The sequence below is a fragment of the Pseudomonas sp. GG8 genome (assembly GCF_052976945.1).
This window is the reverse complement of the sequence record NZ_JBRIIP010000001.1, coordinates 3,540,776-3,557,500: the sequence shown is the minus strand read 5'-3', so window position 1 is coordinate 3,557,500 and position 16,725 is coordinate 3,540,776. Positions and strand designations below refer to the sequence as shown.

Below are 16,725 nucleotides of genomic sequence, written 5' to 3'. Positions count from 1 at the left end.
GAGGCTTTGAAGCGTGGACGCCAGTCTGCGTGGAGCCAACCTTGAAATACCACCCTGGCAACTTTGAGGTTCTAACTCAGGTCCGTTATCCGGATCGAGGACAGTGTATGGTGGGTAGTTTGACTGGGGCGGTCTCCTCCTAAAGAGTAACGGAGGAGTACGAAGGTGCGCTCAGACCGGTCGGAAATCGGTCGTAGAGTATAAAGGCAAAAGCGCGCTTGACTGCGAGACAGACACGTCGAGCAGGTACGAAAGTAGGTCTTAGTGATCCGGTGGTTCTGTATGGAAGGGCCATCGCTCAACGGATAAAAGGTACTCCGGGGATAACAGGCTGATACCGCCCAAGAGTTCATATCGACGGCGGTGTTTGGCACCTCGATGTCGGCTCATCACATCCTGGGGCTGAAGCCGGTCCCAAGGGTATGGCTGTTCGCCATTTAAAGTGGTACGCGAGCTGGGTTTAGAACGTCGTGAGACAGTTCGGTCCCTATCTGCCGTGGACGTTTGAGATTTGAGAGGGGCTGCTCCTAGTACGAGAGGACCGGAGTGGACGAACCTCTGGTGTTCCGGTTGTCACGCCAGTGGCATTGCCGGGTAGCTACGTTCGGAATAGATAACCGCTGAAAGCATCTAAGCGGGAAACTAGCCTCAAGATGAGATCTCACTGGGACCTTGAGTCCCCTGAAGGGCCGTCGAAGACTACGACGTTGATAGGTTGGGTGTGTAAGCGCTGTGAGGCGTTGAGCTAACCAATACTAATTGCCCGTGAGGCTTGACCATATAACACCCAAGCAATTTGCGTCGAAAGAGCAGATTGCGGTGTGTGAAGACGACACAAACCGAAAATTGGCAACAAACCACAGATCTATCACATCCCCATTAGTTGGCCCGTTGCGCGCAAGCACGACGATCCGGCAGCCGAATTTCTTGACGACCATAGAGCATTGGAACCACCTGATCCCATCCCGAACTCAGCAGTGAAACGATGCATCGCCGATGGTAGTGTGGGGTTTCCCCATGTGAGAGTAGGTCATCGTCAAGATTAAATTCCGAAACCCCTGTTTGCTTACGCAAACAGGGGTTTTGTTTGTGTGCGAGGAAAATAGGGCTCAAGAGTTGCTTACGGCGACCATCGAAAAGCTTCAGTCCGCTCGCATCGAGAGCCTGCACTTGCATGCGGTACAAAATCGATAGCCATAAAAAAACCACCTATCTGGTGGTTTTTTTATGGCTGAATTCAGCTCAGTCGCCGCGGTATTCACAACCGCTTGTACAGGTCTCATGAATACGAATGGCTGAGAGTTCTGGTAGCAAAGGCTTCAGCTGATCCCAAATCCATTTTGCCAAGACTTCGCTGGTTGGATTTTCAAGGCCCGGAATGTCGTTCAAATAGTTGTGATCGAGACGCTCATAGAGAGGCTTGAAGATCGCTTTGATTTCGGAAAAGTCACGAATCCAACCGGTATGAGGGTCGACTTTTCCCGCCAAATAGATGGCCACGCGAAATGAATGCCCATGCAGACGTCCGCACTTATGGCCCTCAGGAACGTGGGGCAGGCGGTGTGCGGATTCGAAGGTGAACTCTTTGAAAATTTCCACAGTGTATTCGACTCTAGAAAGTGGCTATCGCCAGGGCGATAAAAGCAGGCGAGCAGTTTAGCAGCAATGGTTTGTCCTATGCGCTAAAACAAACCGCAGGCCAGTACGCTGTAAGCTGCTTGCTTGAACGCCTGATGGATGATGGCACCTGGCCAGATAAATTCAGCTTCAATTAAGTTGAGCTGTTTATCTTTGTAGTCGTGCAAAGCATTTATTTCTAAGGAGGCCTGATATGAAAGCCGTCACAGCACTGCTCACTGTCGCAGCTCTTACGTTTACCGCAGGTATCGCCCTGGCTCGGGATTTAGGCCCGGGTGAGGCGTTGAAGTTAAGAGATGCGGGTACTATTCAGTCATTCGAAAAGCTTGATGCTGACGCGTTGGCTAAACACCCTGGCTCAGCGATTACCGATACCGGGCTTGAAGAGGAATACGGCAAGCATGTCTATCAGGTCGAACTGCGTGACCTGCAGGGCGTTGATTGGGATGTGGAAGTGGACGCCGCCAGCGGCCAGGTTCTCAAGGACCATCAGGACACGTAATGAAAGTAAGCGAGCATCCTTACAGGTTTTTCGCATTGCTCCTGGCTCTGTTCTGCTCTGAGCTGTGCGCGCGGGACCTGGATCAGGACGAAGCGCTGAAATTACGCCAGCAAGGAGTGATCCAGCCGCTCGATCAACTGATAGGGCTAGCTCTGGGGCGTTACCCAGGCTCAAAGCTGTTGGAGGCTGAGCTTGAGGAGAAACACGGCGTATACCTCTATGACATAGAGTTGCTGACTGTGGAAGGTGTGGTTCGGGAGTTGAAGTTCGACGCTCGCGACAGTCGATTATTAAAGGACAAGGAAGATGATTGATGCGGCTGTTACTGGTTGAAGACCATGTGCCGCTGGCAGATGAACTGGTCGCCGGGCTTAAACGCCAGGGCTATGCAGTAGACTGGCTTGCCGATGGACGTGACGCGGTGTATCAGGGGGGCAGTGAACCCTATGATTTGATTATCCTGGACCTGGGGCTTCCCGGTTTGCCGGGTCTCGACGTACTTCAGCAATGGCGTGCCAGTGGTTTGGCTACCCCGGTCTTGATTCTGACCGCCCGAGGCTCATGGGCTGAGCGCATTGAAGGGCTCAAGGCGGGTGCCGATGACTACCTGAGCAAACCTTTTCACCCTGAAGAGCTACAGCTGCGAATTCAAGCATTGCTGCGGCGGTCACATGGCCTGGCCAATAAGCCCAGGCTAGAGGCAGCGGGTTTGCATCTGGATGAGGGCCGTCAATGCGTGGCCCAGGGCAACGTTGAAATTCAGCTGACCGCAGCTGAATTTCGTTTGCTGCGCTACTTCATGCTGCATCCCGAGCAGATATTGTCCAAAAGCCATTTGGCCGAGCATCTCTACGACGGTGAAAGCGAACGCGACTCAAATGTGATCGAAGTTCATGTCAATCACCTGCGGCGCAAACTTGGCCGCACGGTGATCGAGACGCGTCGTGGTCAAGGCTATCGCTTCGGTGAGGAAGTCGAGTGAGGTCCATACAGGCTCGTCTCAGTCTGGGATTGATCAGTGTGCTGCTTATCATAGGGCTGGTATTGGCTCAGACCAGCTTGTGGTTGTTTGAGCTGGGATTGCAGCGCTACCTGGAATCAGGGCTGCGCAATGAAAGCCAGAACCTGTTGGTAGCACTTGCGCGGGGTCCAGAAGGCCTTCAGCTGGATGAGCGTCACCTGACACCTGCCTACCAGCAGCCTTATTCGGGCCATTATTTCCAGGTCGACTTTCCGGGAGGGCATTGGCGCTCCCGCTCGCTGTGGGATATTGAGTTCCCCACCCCGGAAACGCCGGGTCTGCACACCAATTTCGAGCTGGGACAAAGCGGTCAGTCATTGCTGGTTCTGCGTGCGGACTACCGTCGATTCGGACAGGTGATTTCCATTACCGTGGCTCAAGACTACACGCCGGTGGAAGCCAGCTTTCAGCGTGTGCAGCAAATTGGCCTGGGTTTGGGGGGTGCGGCGTTGATTTTGATCCTCGTCCTGCAGCGCCTCACAGTATGTCGTGCGCTGAGGCCACTGGAGAATGCGCGAGAGCAGATCGCCCAGTTGCAGCAGGGGCTGCGCTCACAGCTTGATGATCAAGTGCCGGTCGAGCTTGAGCCGTTGGTTGCGCAGATCAACCACTTACTCGCTCATACCGAGGACAGCCTCAAGCGTTCACGCAATGCTCTCGGCAACATGGGGCATGCATTGAAAACGCCTCTCGCGGTGCTGGTGAGTCTGGCTGCCAGTGAAACGCTTGATGCTTACCCAGCCTTGCGCAGTACGTTGCGCGAACAACTGGAGCAGATTCAACAGCGCCTGACCCGTGAATTGAACCGTGCACGCCTGTCTGGAGACGCCTTGCCCGGTGCGCAGTTCGATTGTGACGCCGAGTTGCCGGGGCTGTTCGCAACACTGGGTATGATCCATGGCGATCACTTGGAAATGAGCTGGGTGGTTACGCCCGGCCTGCGTTTGCCATGGGACAGGGAGGATCTTCTTGAATTGATGGGCAATCTGCTGGACAACGCCTGCAAGTGGGCCGACAGCGTGGTGCGTCTGAGTATTACGCACCGGTCGAAGAGTTATTGTTTGCTGATCGATGATGACGGCCCTGGTATTCCTGAGACTCGTCGCGACGAGGTGCTCGGCCGTGGGTCACGGCTGGATGAACAGGTCAACGGCCACGGCTTGGGACTAGGTATCGTGCGTGACATTGTCGATGCATGGGGCGGTCAGCTGAAGTTGCTGTCCAGCCCTCTGGGCGGGCTTCAGGTACACATTGATCTTCCCGAGCGAACGATGCTCGATCACTCGGGTACCACCGTTAATTTCCATTGAATGGAACGCTGACTGAGCGACATGGAGATATCTTTCCAGCGGATAGAGCGGGAGATTTTATCGCTATCTGCGATTCACATTTTTTCTTCATCCCGACAATAAAAGACGCTTTTGGCTACAAAGCTGACGGACGCTTCTCAACTTTTTAGGGTTGGGGCCGCTAACCAATAAAACGTTGCGACCTAAACATTGGAATACCAATAAGAGTGGAAACTTATGCGTCTTAATTTGAAGACCAAAGTACTGTCATTGGCAGTCCTGCCGGTGTTGATTTTTGCTCTGGTAATCAGCGCTACCACGGTGTTGATGTTGCAGGGACAGGCAAAAAAGGAGGTCGAGGACACCCGACAGCGTCTGCTCAACGAAACCAAAGCCACACTGCAAAGCTACGTCGCCGTCGCGCTGGGTACCATCAAGCCTTTGTATGACGCGGCGGCCCCTGGGGACGTGGCCGTGCGAGCGCAGGTGGTGAAAATGCTTTCCACTATTACCTATGGCAAGGACGGTTACTTCTTCGGCTACGACTCGGAAGCGGTACGTCTGTTTAAGGGAAGCAGCCCGGAAGACATTGGTAAAAGCTTCAAAGACGCCCGCGATCCCAATGGGGTCTATGTCAACCGCGAACTGGTCGCGGTCGGCAAGGCAGCCACCCATTACGTACAATACTCGTCGTCGTTGCCCGGCAACTCTCAAGTATTGATTCCCAAGCTCGCTTACACCGAATACCTGCCCAAGTGGGATATGGTCATTGGTACCGCCGTCAATCTGGATGGGATCGAAGCTCAGGTCATGGAGGTCAAGAAGAACGTTGATGCGCGCCTGGAGGAGATATTGCTGAGCATCATCGGCGTTGCTCTGCTGCTGCTGGTGTTGATTGCCATTGTTGGGGCGGTCCTGGCGGGCACCATTGTGCGTCCATTGAGTTTGATGAAAGCCAATCTAGACGATATTGCCGCTGGCGAAGGCGATCTGACTCGTCGCCTGGTGGTCACTAGCGGGGATGAGTTAGGCGATCTGGCCAGCTCATTTAACCGCTTCGTCGACAAAATTCATGGGATGGTCCGTCAAATTACCGAAATGACCACGCAACTGACAGGATTGGTCAGCGAAGTATCCGACCAGGCCCATCGCTCTGAGCAAGCGATGGAGCGTCAGCGTCACGAAACCGATCAAGTAGCTACCGCGATCAACGAAATGTCCGCAGCGGCTCATGAGGTGGCTAAAAGTGCACAAGGCGCCGCAGTAGCTGCCCAACAGACCGACGTGGAAGGCCAGGCGGCCAAGCGTGTGGTGGATGGCAGTATCAAGCAGATCCATGCGTTGGTTGATGACATCCGTAGCAGCGGCACGTCCTTGGACAGCCTACAGAATGATGTGTCTTCGATTGTGAGTGTGCTCGGAGTGATTCGCTCGATTGCTGATCAGACCAATTTGCTGGCGCTAAACGCGGCGATTGAGGCCGCGAGGGCTGGGGAGGCCGGACGAGGCTTTGCCGTGGTAGCAGATGAGGTGCGTGCGTTGGCCAGCCGGACCCAGCAGAGTACCCAAGAGATTCAGGGCATGATCGATCGTCTGCAATTGGGCACGCAGGGCGCCGTAGACTCCATGCGTCGCTCCAGTGAGGCGGGCGATGGTACGTCGGCGCGAGCCAATGAAGCAGGTGTCTCGCTGGACACGATTGCGGCGCTGATCGGTACGATTAACTCAATGAACGCGCAGATTGCCAGCGCCGCCGAAGAGCAGACCGCAGTGGCTGAAGAGATCAACCGCAGCGTGCATCAGATAGCCCAATCGGTGGACAGTGTCGCCGACCAAACCCAGCAAAGCGCACAGACTTCGCGCAGTCTGGCAGACCTGGGTCAACGCTTGGGCAAACTGGTTGGGCAGTTCCGCATCTGACCTGCTCGGGATAAGGCCGCAACGGCCTTATCCCGCTTTCGCGATACCCCATGACCTGGTTGATCGAACGGCGGCTTACATCCTGCTCAGCGGCATGATTTGGCAAGGCGTTCGGGGTGTTCGGGTTTGTCATCGCGCCAGTGGTGGCCGCTGGGGTTTGTTTGTCGGGCCAAGTGGGCCATGCGTTTGCCTGGCTAGATTTCTCGCAAAAAAAAACCCTGCGTGAGCAGGGTTTTTTGTACTTCAACGTATCAGCTGACCAGTTGCAGGCCTGCGTGTTGCACCATGTCCAGCAATGGTTGTGGGTAGACACCCAGAACGAAGGCCAGGACTGCAATCACCAGCAGCATCACACCGCCGGCACGTTGTGCCCAGTTGAATGGAGCATCGTGACGGTGCAGCTTGGGCTCGACCAGGTACAGTGTGACCATCACTCGCAGGTAATAGAACACGCCAATGGCGCTGCCGATGACTAGCGAACCCAACAACCACCACAGGTGCGACTCGACGCCCGTGGTGATGATGTAGAACTTACCGATGAAGCCGGCCGTCAGCGGGATACCCGCCAGCGATAGCATCATCAAGGTCATCACTGCAGTCAGGTACGGACGACGCCAGAACAGGCCACGGTATTCGAACAGAGCGTCTGCGTCACGACCGCTGTAAGGCGAGGACATCAGGGTGACGACACCGAAAGCGCCGAGTGTGGTGATCACGTAGGTCACCAGGTACACGCCGATCGCCTCGACTGCGATGCCATTGCTGGCAACCAGTGCGATCATCAGGTAGCCGAAGTGGGCGATAGACGAATAACCGAGCAGACGCTTGAGGTTGGTCTGAGTCAGCGCCAGCAGGTTGCCGATCAGAATCGAAGCGACTGCAATGACCGCCAGCACATCGTGGAGCACGCCACTGCTGGCCGCCGGGGATATCTGGAACAGTCGCACCAGGACAGCGAACACTGCAACTTTACTCGCGGTGGCCAGGAAAGCCGCCACCGGTGCAGGGGCACCCTCGTAAACGTCCGGGGTCCACAGGTGGAATGGCACCAGTGACAGCTTGAATGCCAGGCCCACCAACATCATGCCCAGGCCCAATGTCGCAATCGGACTAGGCAGGCCGGTCGCCGCAAGGGCCAAACCGATACCGCTGAAGCTCAAGCTGCCAGCTTCGGCATACAGAAGCGCCATACCGAACAACAGGAATGCAGACCCTGCGGCCGACAGCACCATGTACTTGATGCCGCCTTCGAGTGAGCGCTTGTTGAAAAAGGCGTAAGCCACCAGACCGTAGACCGGCACCGACAGCAGTTCCAGACCGATGAACAGGCCTGCCAGGTGTTGCGCGCTGACCAATACCAGACCACCGGCAGACGCCAGCAGAATCAGCAGGTAAAGCTCTTCGCGGTTACCGGGGTAGCCCGAAGCCTTCTCGCCGAGATAGGCGTGCGCCAAGGTCACGCACGCCAAGGTCGAGGCCAGAATCAGCGCCATGTACAAGCAGGCGAAATTATCGATTTTCAGCAGAGGTGTCACCACCAGTGGCGCAACTTTAAGCGCCGGGTAGATCGACAGGAGTGCCAGGTTGAGTCCGGCCACGGTGAGCAGGAATGTTTGCGAATGATTGCGACGCCAAGCGATACCCAGCATCACCACGACAATCGTGGCGCTGGTAATCAGCAGCGGCGCAAGCGCAATAAAGTGTTGAATCGTCAGGTCCATAATGCTCTACCGGGCCGAAGCAAGTTGAGTGAAGGCGGTGCCGAGCCATTGCTGCACGCCATGCATCGTAGCGGCAGAGGTATCGAGGAACGGTTGCGGGTAAATGCCGATCCAGACCAGCAGTGCCGCCAGCCCCAGCACCATGATCAATTCACGTGCATCCATCCCGGCCAGAACTGCATCCGACTTGGAAGGGCCGAAGTAGGCGCGGTGGATCATGATCAACGAGTAGACCGAGCCGAGTACCAGGCCAGACGTTGCAATCGCGGTGATCCAGGGCGCGCTGACAAAAGTGCCCATCAGAATCAGGAACTCGCCAACGAAGTTACCGGTGCCAGGCAAGCCGAGGGACGCGGCCGCGAAGAACAGGCTGATCGCTGGCAGGTAAGCGATGCGTGACCACAACCCTCCCATTTCGCGCATATCACGGGTGTGCATGCGTTCGTACAATTGGCCGCTGAGGATGAACAGTGCGGCTGCCGAGATGCCGTGAGCGAGCATCTGAATCACGGCACCCTGCAGGGCTTGCTGGCTACCGGAGTAGATACCGATCAACACGAACCCCATGTGCGAGACGCTGGAGAACGCGACCAGGCGCTTGATATCGGTCTGGGCGAACGCGAGGAACGCACCATAGAAGATACCGATCAGGCCCAGGGTCATGGCAATGGGCGCGAACTCTGCCGATGCGTTGGGGAACAGCGGCAGGGCGAAGCGTAGCAAGCCATAAGCAGCTGTTTTCAGCAGGATACCGGCCAAATCGACGGAACCTGCGGTCGGTGCTTGAGCGTGAGCGTCCGGCAGCCAGGAGTGGAACGGCACGACTGGCAGCTTCACCGCGAAGGCGACGAAAAAGCCCAGCATTAGAATGTATTCAGTGCCGGGTGCCAGCTTCGTCTTGAGTAGCTCGGTGTAGTCGAACGTGATCACACCGGTGGTGTTGAAGTTGACCAGCACCAGACCCAGGATCGCCACCAACATGATCAGGCCGCTGGCTTGAGTGAAGATGAAGAACTTGGTCGCCGCGTAGATCCGGGTCTTCTTGCCGTCCGATGAACTATGACCCCAGAGCGCGATGAGGAAGTACATCGGCACCAGCATCACTTCCCAGAAGAAGAAGAACATGAACAGGTCGATGGCGAGGAACACGCCAACCACGCCGCCCAGGATCCACATCAGGTTGAGGTGGAAGAAGCCAACGTTACGCTGGATCTCTTTCCACGAACACAACACCGACAGCACGCCGAGCAGGCCGGTCAGCAACACCATCAGCAGCGACAGGCCGTCTAGGGCCAGGTGCACACTGATGCCGAAGCGTTCGATCCACTGATGCTTGAATTCGACAACCCATGTGGGGTCGACGCCAGGCGCCGGAGCAAAGTGGAAGTCTCCATGGGTCCACAGCCAGAGGCCGAGGGCAAGTTCCAGAGACATGGTCAACAGCGCAATCCAGCGTGGCAGGGTAGAGCTGAAGCGCTCACCCAGCCAGCACAGCAGGCCGCCGATAAAGGGGATCAGGATTAGCCAAGGCAGAATCATGACGGGCTCAATTCCTTTCGCAAATTCGCAAGGTTCATGTCAGACCGCAACCAGCACGATGGCGCCTAGCACCAATACAGCGCCTGCAGCCATTGAGGCAGCGTACCAACGCAGTTGGCCGGTCTCGGTGCGGCTCAGGGCGTTATGACTGCCCTTGACCAGACGCGGGATCAAACCAATGGTGTGGTCGAGTGGGTCTTTGCGCAGCACATGGCTGATCATCAGATAAGGTTTGACGAACAGCTTGTCGTACAGCCAGTCGAAGCCCCATGCCGCGAACCACCAGGTCGTAAGGAACCGCCCCGGAGCGCTGTTGGCGACAGCAGTAGCAAAGCGACGCTTGCCGAGAAACAGCATGGCCGCGAGCAGGATACCGGCCATGGCAATGGCCCCCGAGGCGATTTCCAGACTGTGCTTGGCTTCACCACCGGCATGGCCGACGCTCTGCGGCAAGACACCGGCCAAGGGTGGGGTGATCAGTGCGCCGATAAAGGTCGACAGAATGATCAGCACCGACAGCGGCAGCCAGTGAGCAATACCGTGACCGGCGTGCGCTTCGGTCTTCGCTTCACCGTGGAAGGTGATGAAGATCAGGCGGAAGGTATACAGGGACGTCATGAACGCGCCGACCAGGCCTGCATACAGCAGCGCATGGTTACCGCTGGCGAAGGCTTCCCAAAGAATCTCATCCTTGGAGTAGAAACCGGCGGTCAGCAGTGGCAGGGCAGACAACGCAGCGCCACCGACGATGAAGCTGGCGTAGGCCAGTGGCAGTTTTTTCCACAGACCGCCCATCTTGAAGATGTTCTGCTCGTGGTGGCAGGCAACGATCACCGCACCGGACGCGAGGAACAGCAGCGCCTTGAAGAAGGCGTGAGTCATCAAGTGGAAAATCGCGCCTTCCCAGGCACCCACACCCAGCGCCAGGAACATGTAGCCGATCTGGCTCATCGTCGAGTAGGCAAGGATACGTTTGATGTCGGTTTGCACCAATGCCGCGAAACCTGCCAACACCAGCGTTACGCCACCGACGATACCGACCAGATGCAGGACATCGGGTGCCAGTTCGAACAGACCGTGGGTCCGTGCGATCAGGTAGACACCGGCGGTCACCATGGTCGCGGCGTGGATCAATGCCGACACAGGCGTTGGGCCCGCCATTGCATCTGCCAGCCAGGTTTGCAGCGGCAGTTGCGCGGATTTACCGACCGCACCACCGAGCAGCATCAAGGTTGCCAGCACAATCCAGAAATCACCGGCACTGAAATGCTCCGGTGCACGCACCAGAAGCTCCTGGATATTTAGCGTACCCAGTTGCTGGAACAGGATGAACAGGCCAATGGCCATGAACACGTCGCCGATGCGGGTGACGACAAAGGCCTTGAGCGCGGCGTTACCGTTGTTGCGGTTGCTGTAGTAGAAACCGATCAACAGATAGCTGCACAGGCCCACGCCTTCCCAACCCAGGTACAGGAACAACAGGTTATCGCCGAGGATCAGGAACAGCATGCTGGCGATGAACAGGTTGGTGTAGGCGAAGAAGCGCGAGTAACCGGCCTCACCGCGCATGTACCAGGAAGCGAACAGGTGGATCAGGAAGCCTACACCCACCACCACACCCATCATGGTCACGGACAGACCATCAAGGTACAGGGCGAAGTTCGGTTCGAAGCCGTCCACTGACATCCAGCGCCACAGCAGTTGGGTGTAGTGACCACCCTCAGGCGGTGCGACGTTGAATTGCCAGATGATCCAGGCTGTCACGATGGCCGACAGTCCGATGGAGCCAACGCCGATCAGCGCGGCAAGGTTTTCCGAGATGCGTCCACGGGAGAACGCGAGCAACAGGAAACCGATCAGGGGGAATACGAAAGTCAGAAAGAGAAGGTTCATCCGCGCATCTCGCTGGCAGCGTCGATATCGAGAGTGTGGAAGCGGCGATACAGCTGCATCAGGATCGCCAGGCCGATACTGGCCTCGGCGGCTGCAAGGCTGATCACCAGGATGAACATGATTTGTCCATCCGGCTGCGCCCAACGGCTACCGGCAACGACGAACGCCAGAGCAGACGCGTTCATCATGATCTCCAGGCTCATCAGCACGAAGAGGATGTTGCGCCGTACCATCAGGCCGACCAGACCGAGGCAGAACAGGATGCCGGCGACCGCCAGACCGTGTTCAAGAGGGATTGCATTCATGGCTTTACTCCTTCGCCTCGTTGCGGCCGAGATGGAATGCCGTTACCGCTGCTGCGAGGAGCAGCATCGAGGCAAGTTCCACCACCAGCAGATAAGGACCAAACAGGCTGATACCTACCGCTTTGGCATCCACCGTGGTGTGACCGATGGCAGCGCCGCTCGGATTGGCGAACAGCACGTAGAGCAGCTCGGCGAGCAGCACTACGCCCAGCGCCATCGGGCCGATCCAGATACCGGGTTTGAGCCAGGTACGTTCTTGCTGCACCGAGGCAGGGCCCAGATTCAACATCATCACCACAAACACGAACAGGACCATGATGGCGCCTGCGTAAGCGATGACTTCCAGTACGCCGGCAAAGGGAGCACCGAGGCTGAAAAAGGTCATGGCGACGGCGATCAACGAAATGATCAGGTAGAGCAGGGCGTGCACCGGGTTCGTGTTGGTGATCACCCGAAGGGTGGACACAACAGCGATGCCGGATGCGAAATAGAAAGCGAATTCCATCTTTCTTCCTTAAGGCAGCAAGCTCTTCACATTGATCGGTTCGGCTTCATTCTGCGCGGAGCCTTTAGGCTTACCGGCGATGGCCATACCGGCAACGCGATAGAAGTTGTAATCAGGGTTTTTACCAGGGCCGGAGATCAGCAGATCTTCCTTCTCGTAAACCAGATCCTGACGTTTGAACTCGGCCATTTCGAAATCCGGTGTCAGCTGGATCGCGGTGGTCGGGCAGGCTTCCTCGCAGAGGCCACAGAAAATGCAGCGCGAGAAGTTGATGCGGAAAAACTCCGGGTACCAACGACCGTCGTCGGTTTCGGCTTTCTGCAACGAGATGCAGCCAACCGGGCAGGCCACGGCGCACAGGTTGCAGGCTACGCAACGCTCTTCACCGTCAGGGTCGCGGGTCAGGACAATACGGCCGCGGTAGCGCGGCGGCAGGTACACCGGCTCTTCCGGGTACTGCAGCGTGTCGCGCTTGCGAAATGCATGGGAGAACACCATCACCAGGCTGCGAAGCTGGGTGTAGGTGCCATGCACGATGTCAAACAGATACTTGAGCATGGGTCTTTATCCTCACTGAGCCGCGACAGCGGGCGTGTTCAACAACACGATCGCAGCGGTCACCAGCAAATTGATCAGGGTCAGCGGCAGGCAGAATTTCCAGCTGAAATCCATCACCTGGTCATACCGTGGACGCGGGATAGAGGCGCGCAACAGAATGAAGAGCATGATGAAGAACGCGGTCTTCAGGGCGAACCAGAAGAACGACAGCGAAGGCAGGATGTCGAACGGGCCATGCCAGCCGCCGAAGAACAAGGTCACCAGCAGCGCCGAGATCAGCACGATACCGATGTACTCGCCGACGAAGAACATGCCCCACTTCATGCCGGCATATTCGATGTGGTAACCATCGGCCAACTCTTGTTCTGCTTCCGGTTGGTCGAATGGGTGACGGTGAGTCACCGCAACGCCTGCGATAAAGAACGTACAAAAGCCGAAGAACTGCGGAATGATGAACCACAGATTCTGTGCCTGGTACTCGACGATATCGCGCATGTTGAACGAGCCAACCTGCACCACGATGCCCATCAGCGCCAGGCCCATGAACACTTCATAGGACACGGTCTGAGCTGAAGCCCGCAGACTGCCGAGCAGGGCGAACTTGTTGTTGCTCGACCAGCCGGCGAACAGCACCGCATAGACCGACAAGCCGGCCATGGCGAAGAAGAACAGCAAGCCGATGTTCAGATCCGCCACGCCCCAGGTCGGGGTGATCGGGATGATTGCGAACGCAATCAGCAAGGCGCTCATGGCCACGACCGGTGCCAGGGTGAAAATCACCTTGTCGGCGAACGGTGGTGTCCAGTCTTCCTTGAAGAACATCTTGATCATGTCGGCAGCGATCTGGAAAGCACCGAAAGGGCCAACCCGGTTCGGACCATAACGGTCCTGCCAAAGGGCGAGCAAACGACGCTCGACCCAGCTCAGCAGCGCGCCGCAGACCACGACGGCCAGCAGAATCACAATGGCTTTGACGACCGAGATGATCGAGTCGATCACTTCAGGGGTAAACCAGGTCATAGCGCTGCCTCCTGCAGACCATCAACGGTTTTGCCGAACACCGCAGGCGGGATTCCAGTCAGACCGGCAGGCAGGGCCACGAGACCGGCGCCCAACTCTTCATTGATCCGCAGCGGCAGACGCAGGGTATGACCGGCAACACTCAGATTGAGCATGGCGCCATCATTGACACCCAGACGATCCGCTTCGGATTTGGCCAGCGCCACGTAGGCTTCTGGAATGCGTTCCTGAACCGGTGCGGCTTTGGACGATGTTTCGTCGCTGCCGAACAGGTGATAGAACGGCACTACTTGCCATGTACCGCGAGCCGGGGAAAATGCGCCCGGTATGCTGGCGAACCAGGACAGACCATCACCCTTGCTTTCGATCAAGCGAGTTCCCGGATCACCTGCACGCAGGTGACCGCCGACTTCGTCTTGGAACTTGTTCCAGGCTTGTGGCGAGTTCCAGCCCGGCGACCAGGCGAAAGGCACCTGCTGACGAGGTTCTGCCGAACCCGAATAACCTTCCATGGAGAAGGAGAACGCGGTGTCGTTGTCTTGTGAAGTACGCGGTTCATGCACGCTGATGTTGGCGCGCATGGCCGTGCGGCCGCTGTAACGCAATGGTTCACGCGCCAGTTTCAAACCTTTGATCCGGAACGCCGCAGACGGTGCCGCGTTGACGATCCCGGCCAATTGCGCGGTGCTGGCTGCGCAGGCTTCGGTGACGTGATCGAGCAACGTCCAGTCCACTGCCTTGTTCAGCAGGGTGCTGCGCAGGGCGTGCAACCAGCGCCAGCCTTCGTGGACCAGAATGCTGGCGTCCAGATAAGTCGGGTCATACACCTGGAAGAAGCGCTGGGCGCGACCTTCCTGACTGACCAGGGTACCGTCGCCTTCAGCAAAGCTGGCGGCCGGCAGTACCAGATCAGCGCGATCGCTGGTCGGGGTTTTCTGATGGTCAGCGACGATCACGACTTTCGCAGCGTTGAACGCAGCATCGACCGTGGCAGCGTCGACGCGGTGGTACAGATCGTTTTCCAACACCACGATGGCGTCAGCTTTGCCGGAAATCACAGCCTGCAACGCGTCGTCGAGGGAATCACCGCCGAACATTGCCAGGCCCATGCTGTTGGCTTCCGGGACGATCAGGCTGATTGAGCCTTGCTTGTCGCGCAGCTTCAATGCCTTGGCGATGTTGGCTGCGGCCTCGATCAGTGCGGTCGAGCCCAGGGAGCTGCCAGAGATGATCAGCGGACGTTTGGCTGCGAGCAGGGCAGCGGCGATGCGCTGGGCCAGTTCGAGGGCTTGGGTGTCCAGGCCTTCGACTGCGGGCGCGCTGGCGTCCAGGGCGTGGGCGACGGCAAAGCCGATTCGCGCCAGGTCGTCGGGGGCTGCGTGAACGCACTCTTCGGCGATGTCATCGAGACGGGTCTCGGCGAGGCTCGCGATGAACAGCGGGTTCAATTCATGCTGACCGATGTTCTTCACTGCGGCATCGAGCCACGGCTGGACTTTCATCGCCGCAGCCATGTCTTCGGCCTTGCCCTTGACGGCTTGACGCAGGCCCAGGGCCATACGTGCTGCAGTTTGGGTCAGGTCTTCGCCGAGGACGAAAATCGCATCGTGATCTTCAATGTCACGCATTGTCGGGGTCGGCAGCGGGCTCTCATTGAGCACCTTGACGATCAGACGCAGGCGTTCCAGCTCACCGGCTTCGATACCCGAGTAGAAGTGCTCGGCACCGACTAGTTCGCGCAGGGCGAAGTTGCTTTCCAGGCTGGCGCGGGGTGAGCCGATACCGACGATGTTACGGCCGCGGAGCAAATCTGCAGCCTTGTCCAACGCAGTGTCGAGGCTCAGTTTGACGTGGCCATCAGCCAACAGTGGCTGGCGTGGACGGTCTTCACGGTTGACGTAGCCATAACCGAAACGACCACGGTCACACAGGAAGTACTGGTTGACCGAACCGTTGTAGCGGTTTTCGATACGACGGATCTCACCGTAGCGCTCGCCAGGGCTGATGTTGCAGCCGCTGGAGCAACCATGGCAGATGCTTGGCGAAAACTGCATGTCCCACTTGCGGTTGTAGCGCTCGGAGTGAGTCTTGTCGGTGAACACACCGGTCGGGCAGACTTCGGTGAGGTTACCGGAGAACTCGCTTTCCAGTGCGCCATCTTCGACCCGGCCGAAGTACACGTTGTCGTGGGCGCCGAATACACCCAGGTCAGTGCCGCCAGCGTAGTCTTTATAGAAGCGCACGCAACGGTAGCAGGCGATGCAGCGGTTCATCTCGTGAGCGATGAACGGGCCGAGTTCCTGGTTCTGGTGAGTCCGTTTGGTGAAGCGATAACGACGCTCGTTGTGACCGGTCATTACGGTCATGTCTTGCAGGTGGCAATGACCGCCTTCTTCGCAGACCGGGCAGTCGTGCGGGTGGTTGGTCATCAGCCATTCGACGACGCTGGCGCGGAAGACCTTGGCCTCCTCGTCGTCGATGGAAATCCAGCTGCCGTCAGTGGCGGGGGTCATGCAGGACATGACGATACGACCACGTTTGTCGTTCTCGTCACTGTACTGCTTGACTGCGCATTGGCGACAAGCGCCAACACTGCCAAGGGCGGGGTGCCAGCAGAAATAAGGAATATCGAGGCCCAGCGACAGACATGCCTGTAACAGGTTGTCTGCGCCATCGACCTCGAGCGCTTTGCCGTCTACGTGGATAGTGGCCATGGTTCAAAGTTCTTCGTTGGCCCGTTGTCAGCGGGCGTGGCTAATGGAATCTCGGTGCTACCCGTATCAAACAGCCTGTAAGGCGTCATCGGGTATGAGG

14 protein-coding genes, 2 rRNA genes and 1 pseudogene (1 of these 17 running past the window's edge) are annotated in these 16,725 nt (G+C 57.4%); 8 read left to right on the top strand and 9 right to left on the bottom strand.

The features are described 5' to 3' along the window. Window positions 1-780 (top strand): 23S ribosomal RNA (locus tag ACVBEG_RS17275) (it extends 2,111 nt beyond the left edge of the window). Window positions 781-926: 146 nt separating this feature from the next. After that, window positions 927-1,042 (top strand): 5S ribosomal RNA (rrf, locus tag ACVBEG_RS17270). A gap of 200 nt (window positions 1,043-1,242) precedes the next feature. Here rrf and queD read toward each other — a convergent pair. Beyond that, the gene (gene queD / locus ACVBEG_RS17265) at window positions 1,243-1,599 is read right to left on the bottom strand and encodes a 6-carboxytetrahydropterin synthase QueD (protein WP_322178394.1); all 357 of its coding nucleotides are present in this window, start codon (window positions 1,597-1,599) and stop codon (window positions 1,243-1,245) included. Between the two features lie 232 nt (window positions 1,600-1,831). On the opposite strand from queD, the gene ACVBEG_RS17260 reads away from it, so the two are divergent. The 6 genes and pseudogenes from ACVBEG_RS17260 (at window position 1,832) to ACVBEG_RS17235 (ending at window position 6,370) form a co-directional block, all read left to right on the top strand. Continuing rightward, window positions 1,832-2,140 carry a PepSY domain-containing protein gene (locus ACVBEG_RS17260; RefSeq protein WP_322217084.1) on the top strand — a complete coding sequence of 103 codons (309 nt, stop codon included), beginning with the start codon at window positions 1,832-1,834 and terminating at the stop codon, window positions 2,138-2,140. Continuing rightward, window positions 2,140-2,454 carry a PepSY domain-containing protein gene (locus tag ACVBEG_RS17255; protein ID WP_322178396.1) on the top strand — a complete coding sequence of 105 codons (315 nt, stop codon included), beginning with the start codon at window positions 2,140-2,142 and terminating at the stop codon, window positions 2,452-2,454. Before ACVBEG_RS17260 ends, ACVBEG_RS17255 begins: the two co-directional genes overlap by 1 nt. Further along, entirely contained in the window at window positions 2,454-3,122 is a 669-nt protein-coding gene (locus ACVBEG_RS17250; RefSeq protein WP_447108143.1) for a response regulator transcription factor, read from the top strand. Before ACVBEG_RS17255 ends, ACVBEG_RS17250 begins: the two co-directional genes overlap by 1 nt. Continuing rightward, window positions 3,119-4,471: an ATP-binding protein gene (locus ACVBEG_RS17245; RefSeq protein WP_322178398.1), complete on the top strand. Its 1,353-nt coding sequence runs from the start codon at window positions 3,119-3,121 to the stop codon at window positions 4,469-4,471. The genes ACVBEG_RS17250 and ACVBEG_RS17245 overlap by 4 nt, the downstream gene beginning before the upstream one ends. Before the next feature lie 216 nt (window positions 4,472-4,687). Then, window positions 4,688-5,512, top strand: a pseudogene (locus tag ACVBEG_RS17240) (cache domain-containing protein); the annotation flags it as partial. A gap of 15 nt (window positions 5,513-5,527) precedes the next feature. Further along, window positions 5,528-6,370 carry a methyl-accepting chemotaxis protein gene (locus ACVBEG_RS17235; protein WP_416350683.1) on the top strand — a complete coding sequence of 281 codons (843 nt, stop codon included), beginning with the start codon at window positions 5,528-5,530 and terminating at the stop codon, window positions 6,368-6,370. 251 nt (window positions 6,371-6,621) lie between these two features. Here the strand turns inward: ACVBEG_RS17235 and nuoN are convergent, their stop codons facing one another. Genes nuoN through nuoG form a run of 8 tightly spaced genes read right to left on the bottom strand, consistent with a single transcriptional unit; the run spans window position 6,622 to window position 16,625 of the window. Beyond that, window positions 6,622-8,091: an NADH-quinone oxidoreductase subunit NuoN gene (nuoN, locus tag ACVBEG_RS17230; protein ID WP_322217080.1), complete on the bottom strand. Its 1,470-nt coding sequence runs from the start codon at window positions 8,089-8,091 to the stop codon at window positions 6,622-6,624. Between the two features lie 6 nt (window positions 8,092-8,097). Further along, complete coding sequence (gene nuoM, locus ACVBEG_RS17225; protein WP_322178401.1) at window positions 8,098-9,630, bottom strand: NADH-quinone oxidoreductase subunit M; 1,533 nt, start codon at window positions 9,628-9,630, stop codon at window positions 8,098-8,100. A gap of 39 nt (window positions 9,631-9,669) precedes the next feature. Beyond that, window positions 9,670-11,523, bottom strand: a complete 1,854-nt coding sequence (gene nuoL, locus ACVBEG_RS17220; RefSeq protein WP_322178402.1) for an NADH-quinone oxidoreductase subunit L — start codon at window positions 11,521-11,523, stop codon at window positions 9,670-9,672. Beyond that, window positions 11,520-11,828 carry an NADH-quinone oxidoreductase subunit NuoK gene (nuoK, locus tag ACVBEG_RS17215; protein WP_219064405.1) on the bottom strand — a complete coding sequence of 103 codons (309 nt, stop codon included), beginning with the start codon at window positions 11,826-11,828 and terminating at the stop codon, window positions 11,520-11,522. Before nuoK ends, nuoL begins: the two co-directional genes overlap by 4 nt. 4 nt (window positions 11,829-11,832) lie before the next feature. Further along, window positions 11,833-12,333 (bottom strand): NADH-quinone oxidoreductase subunit J, encoded by a 501-nt coding sequence (gene nuoJ / locus ACVBEG_RS17210; RefSeq protein ID WP_322178403.1) that lies wholly within the window; start codon window positions 12,331-12,333, stop codon window positions 11,833-11,835. Between the two features lie 9 nt (window positions 12,334-12,342). Continuing rightward, window positions 12,343-12,891 carry an NADH-quinone oxidoreductase subunit NuoI gene (gene nuoI / locus ACVBEG_RS17205; protein ID WP_219064407.1) on the bottom strand — a complete coding sequence of 183 codons (549 nt, stop codon included), beginning with the start codon at window positions 12,889-12,891 and terminating at the stop codon, window positions 12,343-12,345. Window positions 12,892-12,903: 12 nt separating this feature from the next. Then, entirely contained in the window at window positions 12,904-13,911 is a 1,008-nt protein-coding gene (gene nuoH / locus ACVBEG_RS17200; RefSeq protein ID WP_219064408.1) for an NADH-quinone oxidoreductase subunit NuoH, read from the bottom strand. Then, window positions 13,908-16,625, bottom strand: a complete 2,718-nt coding sequence (nuoG, locus tag ACVBEG_RS17195) for an NADH-quinone oxidoreductase subunit NuoG (protein ID WP_322217078.1) — start codon at window positions 16,623-16,625, stop codon at window positions 13,908-13,910. Before nuoG ends, nuoH begins: the two co-directional genes overlap by 4 nt. Between the last annotated feature and the right edge of the window lie 100 nt (window positions 16,626-16,725).